At 67.9% G+C, this 17,574-nt stretch carries 17 protein-coding genes; 9 read left to right on the top strand and 8 right to left on the bottom strand.

The window, feature by feature from the left end:
* Positions 1–7: 7 nt before the first annotated feature.
* From ACXJKM_RS10275 to ACXJKM_RS10255, 5 genes are all read right to left on the bottom strand, one after another.
* On the bottom strand, positions 8–295 hold the full coding sequence (locus ACXJKM_RS10275; RefSeq protein WP_457352120.1) for a DUF971 domain-containing protein: 288 nt from the start codon (positions 293–295) through the stop codon (positions 8–10).
* Complete coding sequence (locus tag ACXJKM_RS10270; protein ID WP_056200906.1) at positions 292–633, bottom strand: HEAT repeat domain-containing protein; 342 nt, start codon at positions 631–633, stop codon at positions 292–294. Before ACXJKM_RS10270 ends, ACXJKM_RS10275 begins: the two co-directional genes overlap by 4 nt.
* Positions 634–756: 123 nt before the next feature.
* Positions 757–1,533 carry a hypothetical protein gene (locus ACXJKM_RS10265; protein WP_457352118.1) on the bottom strand — a complete coding sequence of 259 codons (777 nt, stop codon included), beginning with the start codon at positions 1,531–1,533 and terminating at the stop codon, positions 757–759.
* A gap of 6 nt (positions 1,534–1,539) precedes the next feature.
* Positions 1,540–3,591 carry a hypothetical protein gene (locus tag ACXJKM_RS10260; RefSeq protein ID WP_457352116.1) on the bottom strand — a complete coding sequence of 684 codons (2,052 nt, stop codon included), beginning with the start codon at positions 3,589–3,591 and terminating at the stop codon, positions 1,540–1,542.
* Positions 3,592–3,601: 10 nt separating this feature from the next.
* The gene (locus ACXJKM_RS10255) at positions 3,602–4,276 is read right to left on the bottom strand and encodes a PEP-CTERM sorting domain-containing protein (RefSeq protein WP_457352114.1); all 675 of its coding nucleotides are present in this window, start codon (positions 4,274–4,276) and stop codon (positions 3,602–3,604) included.
* 198 nt (positions 4,277–4,474) lie between these two features.
* On the opposite strand from ACXJKM_RS10255, the gene ACXJKM_RS10250 reads away from it, so the two are divergent.
* Positions 4,475–4,996, top strand: coding sequence for a YgjV family protein (locus ACXJKM_RS10250; RefSeq protein WP_056200917.1), 522 nt, complete (start codon positions 4,475–4,477; stop codon positions 4,994–4,996).
* Here ACXJKM_RS10250 and ACXJKM_RS10245 read toward each other — a convergent pair.
* Complete coding sequence (locus tag ACXJKM_RS10245) at positions 4,962–5,837, bottom strand: YihY/virulence factor BrkB family protein (protein ID WP_056200922.1); 876 nt, start codon at positions 5,835–5,837, stop codon at positions 4,962–4,964. The genes ACXJKM_RS10250 and ACXJKM_RS10245 overlap by 35 nt on opposite strands.
* A 126-nt stretch (positions 5,838–5,963) precedes the next feature.
* On the opposite strand from ACXJKM_RS10245, the gene ACXJKM_RS10240 reads away from it, so the two are divergent.
* Both ACXJKM_RS10240 and ACXJKM_RS10235 read left to right on the top strand, forming a co-directional pair.
* Positions 5,964–7,121: an AI-2E family transporter gene (locus ACXJKM_RS10240; RefSeq protein ID WP_457352112.1), complete on the top strand. Its 1,158-nt coding sequence runs from the start codon at positions 5,964–5,966 to the stop codon at positions 7,119–7,121.
* 87 nt (positions 7,122–7,208) lie between these two features.
* Positions 7,209–8,204: a hypothetical protein gene (locus ACXJKM_RS10235; protein WP_457352110.1), complete on the top strand. Its 996-nt coding sequence runs from the start codon at positions 7,209–7,211 to the stop codon at positions 8,202–8,204.
* 222 nt (positions 8,205–8,426) lie between these two features.
* Here the strand turns inward: ACXJKM_RS10235 and ACXJKM_RS10230 are convergent, their stop codons facing one another.
* Positions 8,427–9,365, bottom strand: a complete 939-nt coding sequence (locus ACXJKM_RS10230; protein WP_056200928.1) for an MBL fold metallo-hydrolase — start codon at positions 9,363–9,365, stop codon at positions 8,427–8,429.
* A gap of 259 nt (positions 9,366–9,624) precedes the next feature.
* On the opposite strand from ACXJKM_RS10230, the gene ACXJKM_RS10225 reads away from it, so the two are divergent.
* Positions 9,625–11,814 carry a TonB-dependent receptor gene (locus tag ACXJKM_RS10225; protein ID WP_457352108.1) on the top strand — a complete coding sequence of 730 codons (2,190 nt, stop codon included), beginning with the start codon at positions 9,625–9,627 and terminating at the stop codon, positions 11,812–11,814.
* Between the two features lie 116 nt (positions 11,815–11,930).
* Here the strand turns inward: ACXJKM_RS10225 and ACXJKM_RS10220 are convergent, their stop codons facing one another.
* The gene (locus tag ACXJKM_RS10220) at positions 11,931–12,599 is read right to left on the bottom strand and encodes a PEP-CTERM sorting domain-containing protein (protein WP_457352106.1); all 669 of its coding nucleotides are present in this window, start codon (positions 12,597–12,599) and stop codon (positions 11,931–11,933) included.
* 94 nt (positions 12,600–12,693) lie between these two features.
* Between ACXJKM_RS10220 and ACXJKM_RS10215 the strand changes: the two genes are divergently transcribed.
* The 5 genes from ACXJKM_RS10215 (at position 12,694) to ACXJKM_RS10195 (ending at position 17,442) form a co-directional block, all read left to right on the top strand.
* Complete coding sequence (locus ACXJKM_RS10215; RefSeq protein WP_457352104.1) at positions 12,694–14,187, top strand: sigma-54 interaction domain-containing protein; 1,494 nt, start codon at positions 12,694–12,696, stop codon at positions 14,185–14,187.
* Positions 14,184–14,561, top strand: a complete 378-nt coding sequence (locus ACXJKM_RS10210) for a hypothetical protein (protein ID WP_457352102.1) — start codon at positions 14,184–14,186, stop codon at positions 14,559–14,561. Before ACXJKM_RS10215 ends, ACXJKM_RS10210 begins: the two co-directional genes overlap by 4 nt.
* 193 nt (positions 14,562–14,754) lie before the next feature.
* Complete coding sequence (locus ACXJKM_RS10205) at positions 14,755–15,954, top strand: substrate-binding domain-containing protein (protein ID WP_457352100.1); 1,200 nt, start codon at positions 14,755–14,757, stop codon at positions 15,952–15,954.
* A gap of 13 nt (positions 15,955–15,967) precedes the next feature.
* Positions 15,968–16,711 carry an ABC transporter ATP-binding protein gene (locus ACXJKM_RS10200; protein ID WP_457352098.1) on the top strand — a complete coding sequence of 248 codons (744 nt, stop codon included), beginning with the start codon at positions 15,968–15,970 and terminating at the stop codon, positions 16,709–16,711.
* The gene (locus ACXJKM_RS10195) at positions 16,708–17,442 is read left to right on the top strand and encodes an ABC transporter ATP-binding protein (protein WP_457352096.1); all 735 of its coding nucleotides are present in this window, start codon (positions 16,708–16,710) and stop codon (positions 17,440–17,442) included. Before ACXJKM_RS10200 ends, ACXJKM_RS10195 begins: the two co-directional genes overlap by 4 nt.
* Positions 17,443–17,574 lie beyond the last annotated feature (132 nt).

Raw genomic sequence — 17,574 nt, 5'->3', positions numbered from 1 at the left:
CGGGTTCCTACGTCGCGGCGTTGACAGGCCCCAGCTCCCTCAGCCAGGTCCAGGGGTAGATGCCGCGGTCGTGGCCGTCGCTGAAGATGAGGTTCAGGGCGTAGCGGCCCACCGGCACGGCATCGACCAGCTCGGCCGGTGCGGGTGCGGGCTCGCCGCGCTCGGCGCGAGCACGGCAGCCGCCGCAGCGGCAGACGGCGCGCAGCCGGGCGGCTGGCAGCTCGGCCGCGCCGTCGGGCCAGCGCAGGTTCAGCGCGGCGGGCGTCAGCTCGACGGCTTGCGGGAAATCACTCATCGGTCCACCCCGGCCGGTGCGCCCAGGCGTTGCAGCGACAGGCGCACCGCCTTGCGGACTTCCGGGTCGGGGTCGGCAGCGGCGGCTTGCAGGGCGGGAACGGCAGTCACGTCGCCGATGTCGCCCAGCGCGATGGCCGCTTCCTTGCGCAAGTTGCCGGCGGGGTGGATGAGGGCCTCGCTCAGCTCGGGTACGGCTCGCACGTCGCCGATGCGGCCGAGTGCACGGGCGGCGCGCAGGCGGACCTGCCAGTAGTCGTCGGCCATGGCCTCGCGCAGCGCGGTGGCGGCGGCCGTGGCGCGCAGCTTGCCGAGCGTGGAGGCGGGGCGAGGCGGCATGGGCTAGCAGACGTTCGCCGGAGCGCGGGTCCTTCAGCTCCGTGAGGGACTGGGCGGCGGCAGTGGCGACTTCGGGTGTGTCGCTCAGCGCAGCGGCCAGCGCGTCAACGACGACGGGTTCGCTCAGCCACCCGCATGCTGCAGCTGATAGTCGCGCAGCGAGCGCAGCAGCGCCTGCTGGCGGGTACCGGGCTGCAGCTGCCGCGCCACTTGCTCGAAGCGCCCCACGTTGCCGGCGTTCAGGAAGGGTCCGACGTTCTCGGCCACCGACTGCGCGGCCTGCCAGCCGCCGGTGTGGACGAGGCCGACGAACATGTCGTCGTAGCCGCTGGACAGGCCGAGCTGCTGCCACTGCTGCAGGACCGGATAGGCCTTGGCAAGCAGCACGGCGTCATAGGTGCGGCTCAGTGCCGAGACGGCCGCCGCCGCCGTCTCGGCCGACGGGGGCAGCCGGGCGGCCATCGCCAGGGCCGCGGCTTGCACATGGCCGTCGGGGAAGGCCAGCAGCTCGCGCGCCCACGCGGCCTGGTCGGCGGGGCTGCCATGGGCGGTGAGGCGGTCCAGCTGCTCCAGCAGCAGGCGCACTACCTCGAAGTGCTCGTCCAGGCCTTCGCCGCGGGTCAGGCGGCAGCTGTCGGCGGCGTGGCAGCGAATCAAGGTGCGCAGCGCCTGCGCCGGCGGCGCGCTGCCGAGCGATGCAACCGCGGCGGGCTCGACAGCGGCTGTGGCAGCCGGCAGCGGCCCGGCTGGCGACGAGGCGCTGGCGGAAGGGGCTTGCGCCAGCGCCCCAGGCGAAGCGGGCCGGGCGGTGGCGGCGACCGGCACGGCGTCGCCCCGCTGCGTCCACCACAGCCCGGCCACCACGGCCGCGGCGGCGGCCAGCGCAAGCAGTGCCTTCATCGCCACTCAGGGCTGCAGCGCGAGGAAGGCCGCGGCCGGCCAGCGGTTGGTCCGGCAATAGGCGGCGTTGCCGGAACGCACCAGGCAGGCGTTGACGAGGGCCGTGCCGAAGGGGCCGTAGACGTCGGTCTCGGCGGCGCCGTTGCGGGTCACGGTCTCGGTGCAATGGAAGCGGTGCGCCATGGAGCGCGCCGCGCCCCGCGGGCAGTCGCCATTGCCGGCGGCTGCGGCGGCCAGAGCCTTGCTCCAGATCGGCATCGCCAGCGCCACGCCGTCGACGACCGTCGCACGGTTGGCCGTGCAGACCGCGCCGCCTGCGCCATCCACGCAGGCCTGCACCGCTGCGGCCGTGAAGGGGCCGTAGGTGGAGCTGGTGCTCATGCACTGGCGCAGATGGTTGTCGTAGCGCGTGCCATTGGGGCAATGGGCGTGCTTCTGTGCCGACGGCGTAGCGGTCGGCAGCGCCCAACTGGCCAGCGTGGACGCCGGGTAGAGGTTGCCGGCAAAGATCCAGCCCTCGCGCAGCACGCCGTCGTTGTGCGTGTACTCGACGCGGTAGTAGAGGTTGTTGGCCGACGCGGTGCCGAACACCTCCTTGACCTGCACGGCGGTGTTGGCCGGGATGGCGACGAGCAGGGCGCCGCCCGGTGTGGCGCGCATGTTGAGGTTGGGCACGACCTTGACCCAGTCGCCCGCATAGGCGATGGCGCCGGGGCCGGCTGGCGCGGCACCTACCGCCAGCGTGGCATGCGTGCCGGCATCTCCTGCGTCGACCCAGCCATCGGTCAGCGCGCCATTGATGTCGGCACGGATGCGATACAGGCGCTTCTGCTGCTGCGCGCCGCTGACCATGAAGTCCAGCACCTGGTAGGTGCCCGCCGCCGCCTGGCCCAGCACCATGCCGCCCGGCGCCGAGCGCAGGTCCAGCGGCTGCAGCGTGGCGATCGCGCTGGCCAGCGACTGCAGGCCGGGCACCTGGGCGCGGCAGAGCTGGTGGCGGTTGTGGTCGATGCGGGCGTAGCTGGCCGTCTGCGCGACATACACCTGCGTGATGCTGCCTTCGTCGAAGCTGGCTCGGCCGGCCAGGCAGGCGGCGTCGCGCACGTCGTCCACGCACTCAAGCGTGTTGTTGCCGGCCAGCACGCAGGCGGCGGCGCCGACCTGCAGTAGCTTGCCGGGCTCGACGTTGCCGCCCACCGGCACGGGGCAGCTGGGGCCGTTGTCCATCAGGCAGGCCACGTCGATGCCGGCGGCCTTGCTGAGGTCGGTGATGTCGACCAGCCAGAGCTTCGCGTCGTAGTTATCGCGGTAGCCGTTGTCCTTGGCCACGTTGACATCCGACCCGTTCTGCCAGCGGCAGACCTTGGTGGGGCCGCCGTTGTAGGCCGACCAGGCCGAGCGCGCGCGGCCGCGCCAGTACTCGTCGACCTGTGCCGTCGTGCCCGTCGGCGTCGTCACGCCACCCATGCAGGAAGCCGGTGCGGCCTCCCACGCCGCGTAGTAGATGTCGATCGCGTAGGTGAAGTTCTGCATCATGTTCCAGCCCTTGCCTTCCTGGAGCTGGACGAAGTGATAGCGGTCGTCGACCTGCATCATTCCGTGGCCGTGGCCGCTGTCGCCGCGCATCATCTTCAGCGCATAGGGCTGGCCGGCGGCGGTCTGCGCGTCGCGGTAGTGCGACCAGAAGGTCTCCTGGCGCAGCGTTGCGTAGGTGCCGCGCTGGAAGGCTTCCAGCTCGCGCGCCGACACCGCCGGCTTGCGCGAGCGCAGGTAGCGGTCGCTGGCGTCGCGGATGACCGGGTACATGGCCTGCATGTAGCGCTTGCGCTCGTCGACGAGGTTGGCTGACGCGTCATTGAAGATGGTGCCGGTGTAGTTGCCGCGCACGAAGCTGTCGGGACCGAAGGCGTTGGCGTCGCAGCCCGAAGGGGCGCGGCCATGGGTCCAGGTGCCACCGACCTTGTTGGTGCAGGCCCAGTCGTTGGGCGTGGGCGTGTAGCCGGCATGGGCCGTGGTGGCCAGGCCAAGACACAGGGCGAAGAGAGCAAGTGCTTTCATGGCGGCCTCCTCAGCCCTGACGGCGGCGTGCCGCGATGGCCAGCAGGCCGGCGAGCATCAGCAGCACGCTGGCGGGCTCGGGCACCGCGGCCACGTCGCCGACGCGCACCGCCCAGGCCTGGGCCAGGGTGTCGGTGGCGAGCTGGTCCTGCAGACCCATGCCCATGAAGAAGCTCAAGGCCCAGCCGGGTTCGGAGGCCGTGCCCGTCCAGAACACCGGCCCGACCGGGCTGTTCGGATCGACGAGGCCGCTGAACGAGCCGGTCTGCGTGGGCCCGGCGGCCGTGTTGCCCAGGCTGGCGTAGAAGAGGTGGCCCAGCTCGCTGTTTGCACCGTTGTTGTTGATGCCGATGTCGGTGGAGCCGTCCTCTGAATAGTCCAGCTGCAGCGCGCTGCCATTGACCGGCGCCACCACCGGCAGGCGCCAGTCGTCGAAGCCGCCAAAGCTCAAGGAAGCCGCCCATTGCAGCGCGTCGGCCTGCGTGCGCAGCCCGCCGGTGGTGGCATCGGCCAGCCAGGTCAGGTTGGTCTGCGTGTCGTAGACCATGGCGCCGTTGGCACGCGGCTGCAATTCGGCGCGGGCCGTTGCACCGATCAGCAAACCAGTTATTGCCAGGCCGGCAAGCAGCGTCTTCTTGGTCATGGGCGGGGCGACGGCGTCGCGTGAACTGAGGGCGGGTCGCATGGTCTGCAAAACCACTGTGCAGCGACCAGCGGGTTAGTCCGGCAATGCCCTGCCAATTCAAGCGGGCGGCATAACCGCCTGGAATGCGCCCTGCCATGCACGAAGATGGGCTTTCCTGGCGTCAGCGGGACAATCTCCGGCCCACCGCCGCGCCTCCCTAGTTCTCGGGGGGTCGACGACCTCCGCGTCCCCGCCCGCATGCCCATCGCCGACTGGTTCTCGCCCGCTCAACTCTTCGGCTATGTCGCCTTTGTGCTCGGCGTCGGCTGCTTCTTGCAGACCGATGACCGCCGCTTCAAGTGGTTCATGACGGGCGAGTGCATTGCCTATGTCGCCCACTTCGCGCTGCTGGGCAACCCGACGGCGGTGGTGAGTTCATCTCTGTCCATGCTGCGTTCGCTGTTGTCGCTGCATACGCGTTCGGTGTGGGTGGCCGTCGTCATCGTGGCGGCCAACCTCGGTTTTGGCTTGGGCCTGGCCCACAGGCCCAGCGACTGGCTGCCGCTGACGGCGTCCTGCCTGGGCACGATTGCCCTCTTCACGCTGCAGGGCATTCCGATGCGGCTGCTGATGCTGTGTGGCACCGGGCTGTGGATCGCCAACAACCTGATCGCAGGCTCCATCGGCGGCACGGCGCTGGAGGTGGTTATTGCGGTCATCAACCTGACCACCATCGCAAGGATGATCAGGTCTCGCCCAGCCGCTCGAACTCCGCAATGACCTGGGCTCCATACAGCAGCAGCGTGGCCGCGACCTCCAGGCTCAACAGCACGGCGATGGCCGTGGTCAGGGAGCCGTAGACGGTGCCGATCTGCGACAGCGTGCCGAAGTACCAGACCAGCACATGGCGCGACAGCTCCCACAGCAGGGCGGCGGCCAGTGCACCGATCAGCGCCAACGGCAGCGACGGCCGCCCGCCCGGCATGACCATGTAGACCGAGGCCAGCACGAAAACCTCGCCGGCAAACCCCAGCAGATAAAGCATGACGCCGGACACCCCGTCCAGCGACCAGCTGAAGCCCAGGAGCTCCACCTCGCGCTGACCCAGGGCCTGGAAGCGGCCGGCCACTAGCGTCACCAGCAGCAGGCCCACGCTCAGGCAGAGGATATAGACATAGGGGATCAGCGCCGAGATCAGGAAATGCCGCTGGTTGAGCTTGCGCCGGTGATGAAAGATGGCCGACATTGCGCTCTCCAGCACGGAGAAGGCCAGCGAGCTGAAGAACAGCATGCTGACCAGCAGCACCCAGCCCATCACCTCGCGGTGGGCCAGGAAGCGCGCCAGCTCGGCCACCACGGCGGCCGACTGCCCCGGCACCAGCCATTCCAGGTAGCGGCCCACCGTCTGCAGCAGCCGCGCGGGGTCGACCCAGTGCGACAGCGCGATGACGCTGAGGATCATCAGCGGCACGATGGACAGCAGCGCGTAATAGGCCACCGCACCGGCCAGCAGCAGGCCCTGGTTGGCGCGGAAGGATTTGAGCGTCTGCCAGGCGAAGCCCCAGGGGTTGTGCAGCACGCGGGCGGTCTGGCGCGCAAACTGTTGGGTAAAAAGGCGCATGTCACAGGGTCGGCCACCAGCGCCGCAACGCCTTGTCGGCCGCCACAACGCCCCCGTGTCGGACGGCGCCGTGAAGCGTGCAAGAGCGAGCACGGGTGGGTGTAACAGCGCGTACGCTGCTCCGTCATGAGCGCCCTTCCCAACAGCACCGACCCTGCACCGCCCACCAGCGAACCGTTGCGCCTGCACATGCCGGTGGACGTGCGCAGCTTCTCGCTGGCGCTGCTGGCGCTGGTGGCCGTGCTGTTCACCCTGCATGTGGCCGCTGCGGTCTTCGTGCCGTTGCTGCTCGGCCTGATGTTGAGCTATGCACTGGCGCCGGTGGTCGAACAGCTCCAGCGGCTGCGGCTGCCGCGCGCGGTGGCCGCAGCCATGCTGCTGCTGAGCCTGGTGGGCGCTGTTGGTTGGACGGGGTATGCGCTCTCCGACGACGCCGGCAAGCTGCTCGAATCACTGCCCGCAGCCACCGAGAAAGTGCGCGCGGCCGTGGCGGCCCACCGGCCCGGATCGAGCAGTGCCCTGGTCCAGATGCAGAAGGCGGCCACCCAGCTGGAGCAGGCGGCCGAGGCCGGCGCGCCGGGACCGGCAACAGCAAGCTCGCGCGGCGTCACACGCGTCGTCGTCGAGCGGCCGCGTTTCAACCTGCATGACTATCTCTGGACCGGCACGCTGGGCCTGCTGGCCTCGGTGGGCGCGGTCATGGTGGTGGTGTTCATCGCCTTCTTCCTGCTGGCATCGGGCGACACCTTCCGGCGCAAGCTGGTGCACCTGGCCGGCCCGACATTCGCCAAACGGCGCCTGACGGTCCAGACCCTGGACGAGATCGGTGCGCAGATCCAGCGCTACCTGCTGGTGCAGGTATTCACCAGCGCCGTGGTGGGCCTGACCATCTGGCTGGCCTTCCTGCTCGTGGGCCTGGAGCACGCGGCCGTCTGGGGCGTGGTGGCCTTCGTGCTGGACTTCGTGCCCTACCTCGGCGCCGCCGTGCTGACCACCAGCGCGGGCCTGATGAGCTTCGTGCAGTTCGGCAACATGGACATGGCGCTGCTGGTGTCGGGCATCGCGCTGGGCGTGCACACGCTGTCGGGCAATCTGCTGATGCCGTATTTGAGCAGCCGCAGCAGCCGCATGAACGCGGTCGTCGTGTTCATCGGCGTGCTGGCCTTCGGCTGGCTGTGGGGCGTGTGGGGCCTGCTGCTCGCCGTGCCCATCCTGGCCAGCGTCAAGGCGGTGTGCGACCGGGTGGAGGGGCTGCAGCCCATCGGCGAGCTGCTGGGTACCTGAACGGGTGGCCGCCGGCCGCGCCGCATAACGCTCCGCTGACGCTGCCGCGGCTAGACTGGCTTTCTCCTCACCTGGCTGGAGCCTTTCATGAACCGTGTCCTGCCCTGGGTTGCCGCGCTCACGTTGAGCATCGGACTCGCACCGGCCTGCCTGGCCGCCTACACCGCCACCGCCGAGGTCAACGCCCAAGCGCTGGGCCAGGCCTCGGTCAACGAACTCGCCCCGGTCGTGTTGGGGTCGAGCGACCAGCAGCGCGACACGCGGGCCAGCGGAACGGCCACTGCCAGCGTCGGCGTCGGCAGACATGCCCAGGTGGGTACGGCCGATGCCGGCGGGGGCGCCAGCAGCTGGGCGCAGGTGGCGGCGGGGGGCATTCAACTGCAGGCCACCGGCACCGGCAACGGGCTGTTCCTGTCGCCCGGCGACGCCTGGTTTGCGCGCATCCTCGGCCGCGGCACCGCTTACGCCGGTGCCAGCTTCAGCGACGGCCTGACCTTCTCCGTGCCCGGGCTGGCGGTCGGCGCACCGCTGACCTTGACCTTCGGGATCAATGTCACCGGCAGCATCTCCAGCATGGGCCAGTTCGCCCAGGGCCTGTCGGGCTACGGCACGGTCACCGACATGCGCTGGCATGTCTCGCTGGGCAACCTCTCCGACGGCCGCAGCGAAAGCGAATACAACAGCAACGGCCTGATCGACCGCAGCGCGGTGGCTACTGGCCTCAGGAGCTTCGTGGCGACGGTCGGCAACGGCGTGCCGACGGTGCTGACCATGGAGGCCTCGGTGGGCGCCTCGGCGCAGGGTGGCGTGAGTTGCCGCGGTTGTGGCTTCGCCGCGCTATATGCCGAGGGAAACTCCTACGCCGACTTCAGTCACACCTTCGCCTGGAACGGTATCCAAGGGGCCCTCGATGCCGCCGGCAACCCGCTCGCGCTGGCCGACCTGCAGGTCATGTCATCGTCGGGCTTCAATTACCTGAGCGCCTGGTCGGCCCCGGTGCCCGAGCTGCCGTCGCCTGCGCTGATGGCGGCCGGCCTGCTGGTGCTGGCGGGCTTCGTTGGGAAGCGCCGCCACCCTCGCTGAGGCCGCAAGCCGTTTCATTTGGGGCACCATGCGGCTCATGTCGCGCGCCTGCCCTGATCGAGTCCTGCGGCGTCTGGCCGACGCGGCGCAGCGCGTGGAGTTGGGCGGGTTGCAGCAGCCGCTGGCCGCCAGAGATGCGGCGCGGCTGGCCTGGCTCGCGATCGAGGGGCCGCCGGCTGGCGCGAGAACTACCTGACCCGCGCGCCGGTGCTGGTGCAGGCTCTAACGATTTGCCGAGTAGTTCACCGGCAGCCAGTCATAGCCCTTGCCGTCGGCGCGCAGCTTGCCGATGCCGGGGAATGACACGTGCGTGACCGCCACGTAGTAGCCGTCTTTGGCCGCAGCCGCATAGGCCTTCTCGCGGGCGGGCGCGGCGGCCTTGGGGTCGGAGTCGAAGCTCATGGTCACGGCCGGTTCGGGGAACTGCACCGCGGCGACGTGCATCAGGTCGCCCCAGAACATGATCTTCTGGCCCTTGCTCTCGGCGACATAGTTGCTGTGGCCGGGCGTGTGGCCGTAGGCCGGGTAGGCCTTCACGCCGGGGACGATCTCGACGCCACCGGCACTGCCGTCGAAGGGCTTGAAGCGGCCCGCGTCGGCATACGCCTTCACGTTGGCCGCGATGGCCTTGGCACCGTCGCCCTTGGCGACCTGTTCGGGTGCCAGCCAGAAGTCGGCGTCGCGCTTGTCCACGCGCAGCGTCGCGTTGGGAAAGTTGGCCTTGCCGTCGACAGCCGTGCCGCCGATGTGGTCGCCGTGCATATGCGTGATGACCACTTCGTCGACCTGCTCCGGCGCATAGCCCGCAGCCTTGAGGTTGGCCAATACCCGGCCCAACGTCGGGCCGTACAGGCCAGCGGCACCGGTATCGACGAGGACGATCTTGGCCCCGGTGTTGATCAGGTAGGCGTTGAAGGATGTCTCCAGCGGCACGCCGAGGTAGGCGTGCTGCAGGGCCTTGACCGTGTTGGGCACCGGCTGCTGCAGCAGCTTGTCGACGGGCAGGTCCAGCGTGCCGTCGGACAGGGCCGTGACCTCGAAATCGCCAAGCTGCATGCGGTACCAGCCCGGCGCCTGGCCCTTGAGCTGCGGGCCGGCGGCGAAGGCTGTGGTGGCACTGAAACCAATGGCGATGGCTGCGGGAAGCAGGCGTTTGAGCATGGATCGTCTCCGAGGGATTTGGGGCAAGCGGCGCAGGATAGCTGCGGGTTTGGTCCCTTGCAGCCCCAAGGGTCGTTGTCTGCAAAATGGACACCGTCCGCGCCGGCAAACGACTGGAATCCGGACGGCCTCAGCGCCACGGACGGCAAATTCGCGGGTTAGCTCGCAAGGGTTTGCCTGTAACTCGCCCCGACTTGGCGCGGGCATGGCTTTTGCGCTTTCTCTCCTGGTTCCGAACACAACAACCAGGAGACAAGCCATGACCCGACGCCTGCCGGCGCCCTCGCCGCTGCATTTCGCCATCCTCGCCACGCTGGGCGCCACGATCGCTCTGCCGGCAGCCGCACAAAGCGCAGTCGAGCCGGCGGTGACGACGCTGGAGGTCGTCAAGGTCACGGCGCGCAAGCGGGAGGAGTCGCTGCAGGACGTGCCGGTGGCGGTCACGGCGCTGACCGCCGACCAACTCGACAAGCTGGCCATCAAGGATCTAGGCGACCTGCAGGGCCAGGTGCCCAACCTGACCATCTACGCCGCACGCGGCAGCAACACGACCATCACGACCTTCATCCGCGGCGTCGGCCAGGCCGACCCGCTGTGGGGTGTGGACCCCGGCGTGGGCATCTATTTCGACGACGTCTACATCGCCCGACCGCAGGGCGCGCTGCTGGATGTGTACGACGTGCAGCGCGTGGAGGTGCTGCGCGGCCCGCAGGGCACGCTGTACGGCAAGAACACGATTGGCGGCGCGGTGAAGTACGTGTCCAAGCCGCTCCCCACGACGACCGAAGGCTCGGTGACGCTGGCGGTCGGCAACTACGGCCAGGTGACGGCCAAGGGCGGCGTGGGCACGGCCGTCAATGACGGCCAGATCCGTTTCCGTGTCGCCGGCGCCAGCCTGAACCGCGAGGGCTACGGCAAGAACCTGACCGACGGCAGCCCCGTCAGCGACCAGGCCACGACCAGCGGCCGCGTGTCCCTGGGTTGGTTCCCGACGGGCTCGAGCTTCAACGCCCAGGTTTCGGTGGACCGCACACGCGACGACTCGCACATGCGCGGCTTCCAGCGCCTGAACGTCAGCGCCTTCGACCCCGCCAAGACACCGCCCACCCCGGGCCGCTACGACATCGCGACAGGCATGCCCAATGCCAACGGCACCAGCAGCGAGGGCGAATCACTGACGTTGAACTGGGGCGCCAGCGAGGCCTGGAGCCTGAAGTACATCCTGGCGCATCGCGCTTCTGACACCAGCACCTCCATCGACTTCGACGGCCTGCCCAACAGAACAGCCGACGTGCGCGCCGAGTACCACGACAGCTCGCAGAGCCATGAGCTGCAGGCCATCTACGAAGGCCAGAACAGCTCGGGCGTTGTCGGTGTCTATTACTTCGACGGACGCGCCGGCGGCACGGTGCGCAACAATTTCTTCAACCTCTCATTCGGCACGACCAACGGCCTGGTCTACACCGAGGGCAAGGCCGTCTTCGGCGACTGGAGCTGGCGCCTGAGCCCGGCCTTCAGCGTCAGCACGGGACTGCGCTACACCAAGGAGGACAAGCGCGCCGTCGTGCTGAACCAGGCCTTCGCCAACGATCAGTTCAGCGGCACGCCCATCGCCGTGCCGGCCAATTTCGACAAGAGCCTCTCGGTCAGCAACACCTCACCGCGCCTGTCCCTTGAATACAGGGCCAGCAAGGAGATCAAGCTCTACACGACAGCCTCGCGCGGCTTCAAGAGCGGCGGCTACAACATCCGCGCCAACACCGTGGCCTTCCCGTCGTCGGGCAGGCCCTTCGCCGACGAGAAGCTCGACTCGCTGGAACTGGGCGCCAAGATGATCCTGGACGGCGGCCGCCTGGAGCTGAACACGGCCGTGTTCCACAACAAGTACAAGAACGTGCAGCTCTCGGTATTCACGAGCTACACCCAGGCCAACGGCCAGCCCGGCTTCTTCGGCGACTTCACCAATGCCGGCAAGGCGACCGTGCAGGGCGCCGAGGTCGAGTTCCTGTGGATGCCGACCCCCGCCTGGCGCATCAGCGGCAACCTGGCCACGCTGGACGCCAAGTACGACGAATACATCGACCGCGGCGTCAACGTGGCCGACCAGAAGAAGTTCACCAACACGCCCAAGGTCCAGGCCGGCCTGAACATCGAGCACAACGCAAAGCTGGCCATGGGCACGCTGCGCTCGCGGCTGGGCGTCACCCACCGCAGCAAGGTCTACCCGACGACCGACCTGTCCGAAGCGCTCGCACAGGATGCCTACACGCTGGTCAACGCCGGCCTGATCTGGGAGAAGGACACCAAGCTGAGCTTCTTCCTGCAAGGCAGCAACCTGACCAACAAGGCCTACAAGACCGACGGCTACAACATCGCCGCGCTGAGCGTGCTGAACGCCTACTACGGCCCGCCACGCACGTTCACGATTGGCGGGACGTTCAAGTTCTGATTCAGCCGGGCCCCCGCGGCCCATCTGATGCTGTCGCCCCTCCCCGCGCGTCACTGGGCGCCTGCATGAAAAAACCCGCCTCACGGCGGGTTGATCGTCAGCGCGGGATCGGCTCCTCAGGCGCGACGGCGGCGCGAGCTCGCCAGACCCAGCAGGCTCATCCCCACCAACGCCAGCGTTGCGGGCTCCGGCAGGACGCCGCTGCGGTTGTAGTTGACGCCCGTGGGATCGTCCATCGTGTTGCAGCCAGCGCCGAAGCTCTGGCAGTGCAGGCTCAAGCCACCACCGGTGCGGGTGTAGTTGGCCGCGAAGGAGATGGTCGACTGCAGGGGCGCGCCGGCCCAGAAGAACAGGTCGACCTCGACGGAGTCGGCGATATTGCCCAGGTAGTTTTCGGTCCAGCCCGACAAATTGACGGACGGGCCGCTTGCGATCACGTAGTTCGGGTTGACCAGATTCGCCACCCAGCCCGCCGGCAGAGTCGAAAGGCCAGGGCCGGCGAAGGGACCGGCACCCGTATCGCCGACGATGAAGAACTCGACCGTCGTCGTCGGTCCGCAACCTCCGCAACCTTGCGTGACCACCCAGCCCGCGAATGCCGCAGGGGCGGCGAACAGCGAAGAAGCCAGCAGCGAAGCTGCAGCAACGAATTTCATGAACTTGGTCATACCCCCACCCCATCTATTTGGAAAAGCCACATCGGCAATGGGTGCGCTTGCAAGCATCGAGCCAAGACAGAAAACCCTATAAGAATCATTAACTTGCTCAAGTACTTCGGTATGCATCTTCACAGTGTGTCAAATTGTTCGACAACCTCGGATGCGGGGGGCGCAGCATTGGCGACCTGCGGTTGACGGCCGCGTTACATTGCCCGTCGCCATGCCGTTGAGCCCACCCTCAGCCACTCCCCTCGACATCCCCCAGGACGTCGACGGGCTGTTGCGCCTGGCCGCCCAGTCGATGTTCGACGTGCTGGCCCGGTCGACCGAAGGGATGATGGTCGTCGACCGCAACCACCGGGTCGTCTGGATCAGCGACGGCTACAAGCGCTTCCTGCCGGCGCTGGGGTTCACCGACGAGCATGAGTTCGTCGGCAAGCGCGTGGAGGACGTGGTCCCCAACACGCAGATGCTGCAGGTGCTGGAGACCGGCAAACCGGTGCTGGTGGATCTGCTGACCAACAAGGCCGGCACCTTCCTCGTCAGCCGCCTGCCGCTGCGCAACGACGCCGGCGAGGTCATCGGCGCGCTGGGCCTGGTGCTGCTGGATCACCCCGAGACGACCATGCAGCCGCTGATCCAGAAGTTCGCGCGGATGCAGCAGGAACTGGAGGACACGCGCCGCCAGCTCGCCGCGCAGCGCCGGCCCAAGTACACGATTGCCAGCTTCATCGGCACCAGCCCCGCAGCGCTGGAGGTCAAGCGCCAGGCCCGCCGCGTGGCGCAGACCGACTCGACGGTGCTGCTGCTCGGCGAGACCGGCACCGGCAAGGAGCTGATGGCCCACGCCATCCACTCGGCGTCGCGCCGCGCGCACCGGCCGCTGGTGGGCGTCAACATCGCCGCCGTGCCCGAGACGCTGCTGGAGGCCGAGTTCTTCGGCGTCGCGCCCGGTGCCTACACCGGCGCCGACCGCAAGGGCCGCGACGGCAAGTTCAAGCTGGCGGATGGCGGCACGCTGTTCCTCGACGAGATCGGCGACATGCCGCTGGCGTTGCAAAGCAAGCTCCTGCGCGTGCTGCAGGAGCAGGAGGTCGAGCCGCTGGGGTCCAACACCGTGCTGCGTGTGGATGTGCGCGTGATTGCCGCCACCAGCCGCGACCTGGCAAGCATGGTCGCCACCGGCCAGTTCCGCGCCGACCTGTACTACCGCCTCAACGTGCTGCCCATCCGCGTGCCGGCGCTGCGCGAGCGCCTGGACGACATCGAGGCGCTGGCCGAGGCCCTGGGCGAAGACATCGCCCGCCGCAGCGGCATGCCGCAAAAGCTGCTGAGCCCCGATGCCATCGAGTGGCTGATGCAGCAAGCCTGGCCCGGCAACATCCGCGAGCTGCGCAACACGCTGGAGCAGGTCAGCCTCATGAGCGACGACATGCAGCTGACGGCGGCCACTTTCCAGGGCGGCTCGGCGTTGCCGACCTCCGCGCCCGCGCCGGTACCTCAGCCCGCCGCCCCGGTCATGACCACGGCCCAGGCCGTTGCGCCTCTGCCCGAGCTGATCGAAGCCCTGGAACGCGACGCCATCGCCCGCGCGCTGCAGGCCACTGGCGGCAACCGCATGGCGGCGGCCCGGCTGCTGCAGATCTCGCGGGCGTCGCTTTATGAGCGGCTCGCGCGTTGGCCGGAGCTGGAGCAGCATCGCGAGGCCGAATGAACGCGCCCGGCTTCATCAAGAGCGCCACGGCCGCGCTGCTTGCTCCGCTGGCACTCGTCCTGGGACGTGCGATCTGGAGCGACCATGCCGAATTGTGGCCGTTGCTGCCTATGAATTGGCTTTACATGGCCGCTCCGCAGCTTCTCGTAGTGGCAGTCGCAGCGTCGTACCCGCCGTACCGCCGCGCCGCATGGCTGCCTTTGTCGCTGTTGACGACACTGCTGTTCGCCGTCCAGGCGTGGGTACTGTGGTGGGTGCCCGCGCGTGAAAGCGGCCTGGCCTGGATCCTCTATTTCCCCACTGCGCTGGTCGTGGTCGTGCTTTCGACGCTTGCTCAAAGGGTCGCGAGACGGTGGCAACGCGCGCCACGCTAGGGTGGCGTTCGTCCATATTTCAGGCATCGCCTAACTCCCGGACACTCAGCACCACGTCCGAGGCGAAAAACCTCGGGACAACCCGCACGAAATCCGCCGCCGGCGACCCTTCCCCGCCGGGCACGGCCCTTGCAAAAAGGGAAGACACCGTCTGCCGACAGAGCAGGCCTGACGAACTTCAGGAGACAAGCCCATGCGCCTCACTACGCGCCGCTTCGCCATCGCCGCCGCCACCGTTGCGGTCGCCCTGCCCGGCCTCACCCTGGCTGCCGATAAAGAAATCCGCATCGCCCACGTCTACAGCAAGACCGGCCCCCTGGAGGCCTACGGCAAGCAGACGCAGACCGGCTTCATGATGGGCCTGGACTACGCCACCGGCGGCACCATGACCGTGGCGGGCAAGAAGCTCGTCGTCATCGAGAAGGACGATCAGGGCAAGCCCGACGTCGGCAAGAGCCTGCTGGCCGCGGCCTATGGCGACGACAAGGCCGACATCGCCGTCGGGCCGTCGTCCAGCGGCGTGGCCCTGGCCATGCTGCCCGTGGCCGAGGAGTACAAGAAGATCCTGCTGGTGGAGCCGGCCGTGGCCGATTCGATCACCGGCGACAAATGGAACAAATACATCTTCCGCACCGGCCGCAACTCGTCGCAAGACGCCATCGGCAACGCCGTCGCCTCGGACATCCAGGGTCTCAACATCGGCATCCTGGCCCAGGACTACGCCTTCGGCCGCGACGCCGTGAAGGCCTACAAGGAAGCGCTGAAGAAGGCCAAGATCGTCCACGAGGAATACCTGCCCACGGCGACGACCGACTTCACCGCCGGTATCCAGCGCCTGGTGGACGCACTGAAGGACAAGCAAGGCCCCAAGGTCATTGCCGTCGTGTGGGCCGGCGCCACGCCGCCCTTCGGCGCGCTGGCAGCGCTGGACCTGCAAAAGCGCTACGGCATTGGCGTGGGCTCGGGCGGCAACATCCTGCCGGCCATGACCGCCTACAAGCAGTTCCCGGGCATGGAGGGCGCGACGTACTACTACTTCGGCATCCCGAAGAACCCGGTCAACGAGTGGCTGGTGGCCAACCACTACAAGCAGTTCAAGAACCCGCCCGACTTCTTCACGGCCGGCGGCATGAGCGCGGCGATTGCGCTGGTGGAAGCGCTGAAGAAGACGGGCGGCGACACGGCGACCAACAAGCTCATCAAGACGATGGAAGGCATGAGCTTCGAGACGCCCAAGGGCAAGATGACCTTCCGCGCCGAAGACCACCAGGCGATGCAGTCGATGTACCACTTCAAGATCAAGGTGGACCCGGCGTTCCCGTGGGGCGTGCCGGAGCTGGTCAGGGAAATCAAACCCGAAGAAATGGCCGTGCCCATCCGCAACAAGCGTTGAACGCGGACGGCCTGTGCTCGAAACCAAGAACCTGACGATCCGCTTCGGTGGCCACGTGGCCGTCGACGGCGTGTCGTGCGCCTTCCAGCCCGGCACATTGACGGCCATCGTCGGACCGAACGGTGCGGGCAAGACGACCTACTTCAATCTGATCTCGGGTCAGCTGCCCGCGAGCAGTGGCGAGGTCTGGCTGGATGGCGAGAACCTGACCAAGCTGCCGGCGCCGGTGCGCACGCGGCGCGGCCTGGGCCGGGCGTTCCAGCTGACACAGCTGTTCGCGCACTTGACCGTGCTGGAGAACGTGCGCCTGGCTGTGCAGGCGCGACATGGCAAAGGCTTGCACATGCTGTCGGTGTGGCTGTCGCACAAGGAGCTGATAGCCGAGGCGCGCGCCATTCTCGACCGCGTGCGGCTCGCCTCACGCGCCGACGATCTGGCCGCCAGCCTGCCGCATGGCGACCAGCGCAAGCTCGAAGTGGCCATGCTGATTGCACTCGACCCCAAGGTCTATCTCTTCGACGAACCGACGGCCGGCATGAGCGTGGACGAGGTGCCTGTGGTGCTGGACCTGATCCGCGCACTGAAGGCGGAGAAGAAGCACACGCTGCTGCTGGTGGAGCACAAGATGGACGTCGTGCGCGAGCTGGCGGACCGCATCATCGTGCTGCACCAGGGCAAGCTGGTGGCCGATGGTGACCCGGCCACGGTGATTGCCTCGCCCATCGTGCAAGAGGCTTATCTGGGGGTGGCGGCATGAACCTTCTGGAGTTGCGCGGGGTTCATACCCACGTCGGGGCGTATCACATCCTGCATGGCGTGGATCTTGCCGTGCCGGCTGGTCAAGTCACGATGCTGTTAGGCCGCAATGGCGCCGGCAAGACGAGCACGCTGCGGACCTTGATGGGGCTGTGGACGGCGAGCGCGGGCTCGGTACACTTCAAGGGCGAGGACATCACCAAGCTGGCGACGCCGGACATTGCGTCGCGCGGCATCGCCTATGTGCCGGAGACGATGGGCATCTTTGGCGAGCTGAGCGTGGCGGAGAACCTGCTGCTGGCGGCCCGTTCGGCCAAGCGGTCGGCGGATTTGGATGCTCAACGGCTGGACTGGCTGTTTGGCTTGTTCCCGGCGCTGAAGACGTTCTGGCAGCACCCGGCGGGCAAGTTGTCGGGTGGGCAGAAGCAGATGCTGGCGATTGCCCGCGCCATGATCGAGCCGCGCGAGTTGCTCGTCATCGACGAGCCCAGCAAGGGGCTGGCACCGGCCATCGTGCAGAACCTGATCACGGCGTTGCGGGAGCTGAAGAAGAGCTCGCAGACGACGGTGTTGCTGGTGGAGCAGAACTTTCGAGTCGCCGCTGAGTTGGGCGATTCGGTTGCGGTGATGGATGACGGGCGGGTGGTGCATTGCGGTTTGATGCGCGAGTTGATTGAGGATTCGTCGCTGCAGCAGCGGTTGCTCGGGTTGTCGTTGGGGGCGCATCAATGAGTGCGGCTTCGGTTTTGGTTGCTTTGGCGGCGAGTGCGCGAGCCCGCTGCATTGCCGGGAGTCCGTCCCGGCGGCCGGGTAACTTTCTTCTGCGGGGCCAGAAGAAAGTCACCAAAGAAGAGGCCCTGAACC

This window comes from Roseateles sp. P5_D6, from assembly GCF_054049415.1.
The sequence above is the reverse complement of the archived record's forward strand: the minus strand, read 5'-3'. Positions and strand labels throughout refer to the sequence as shown.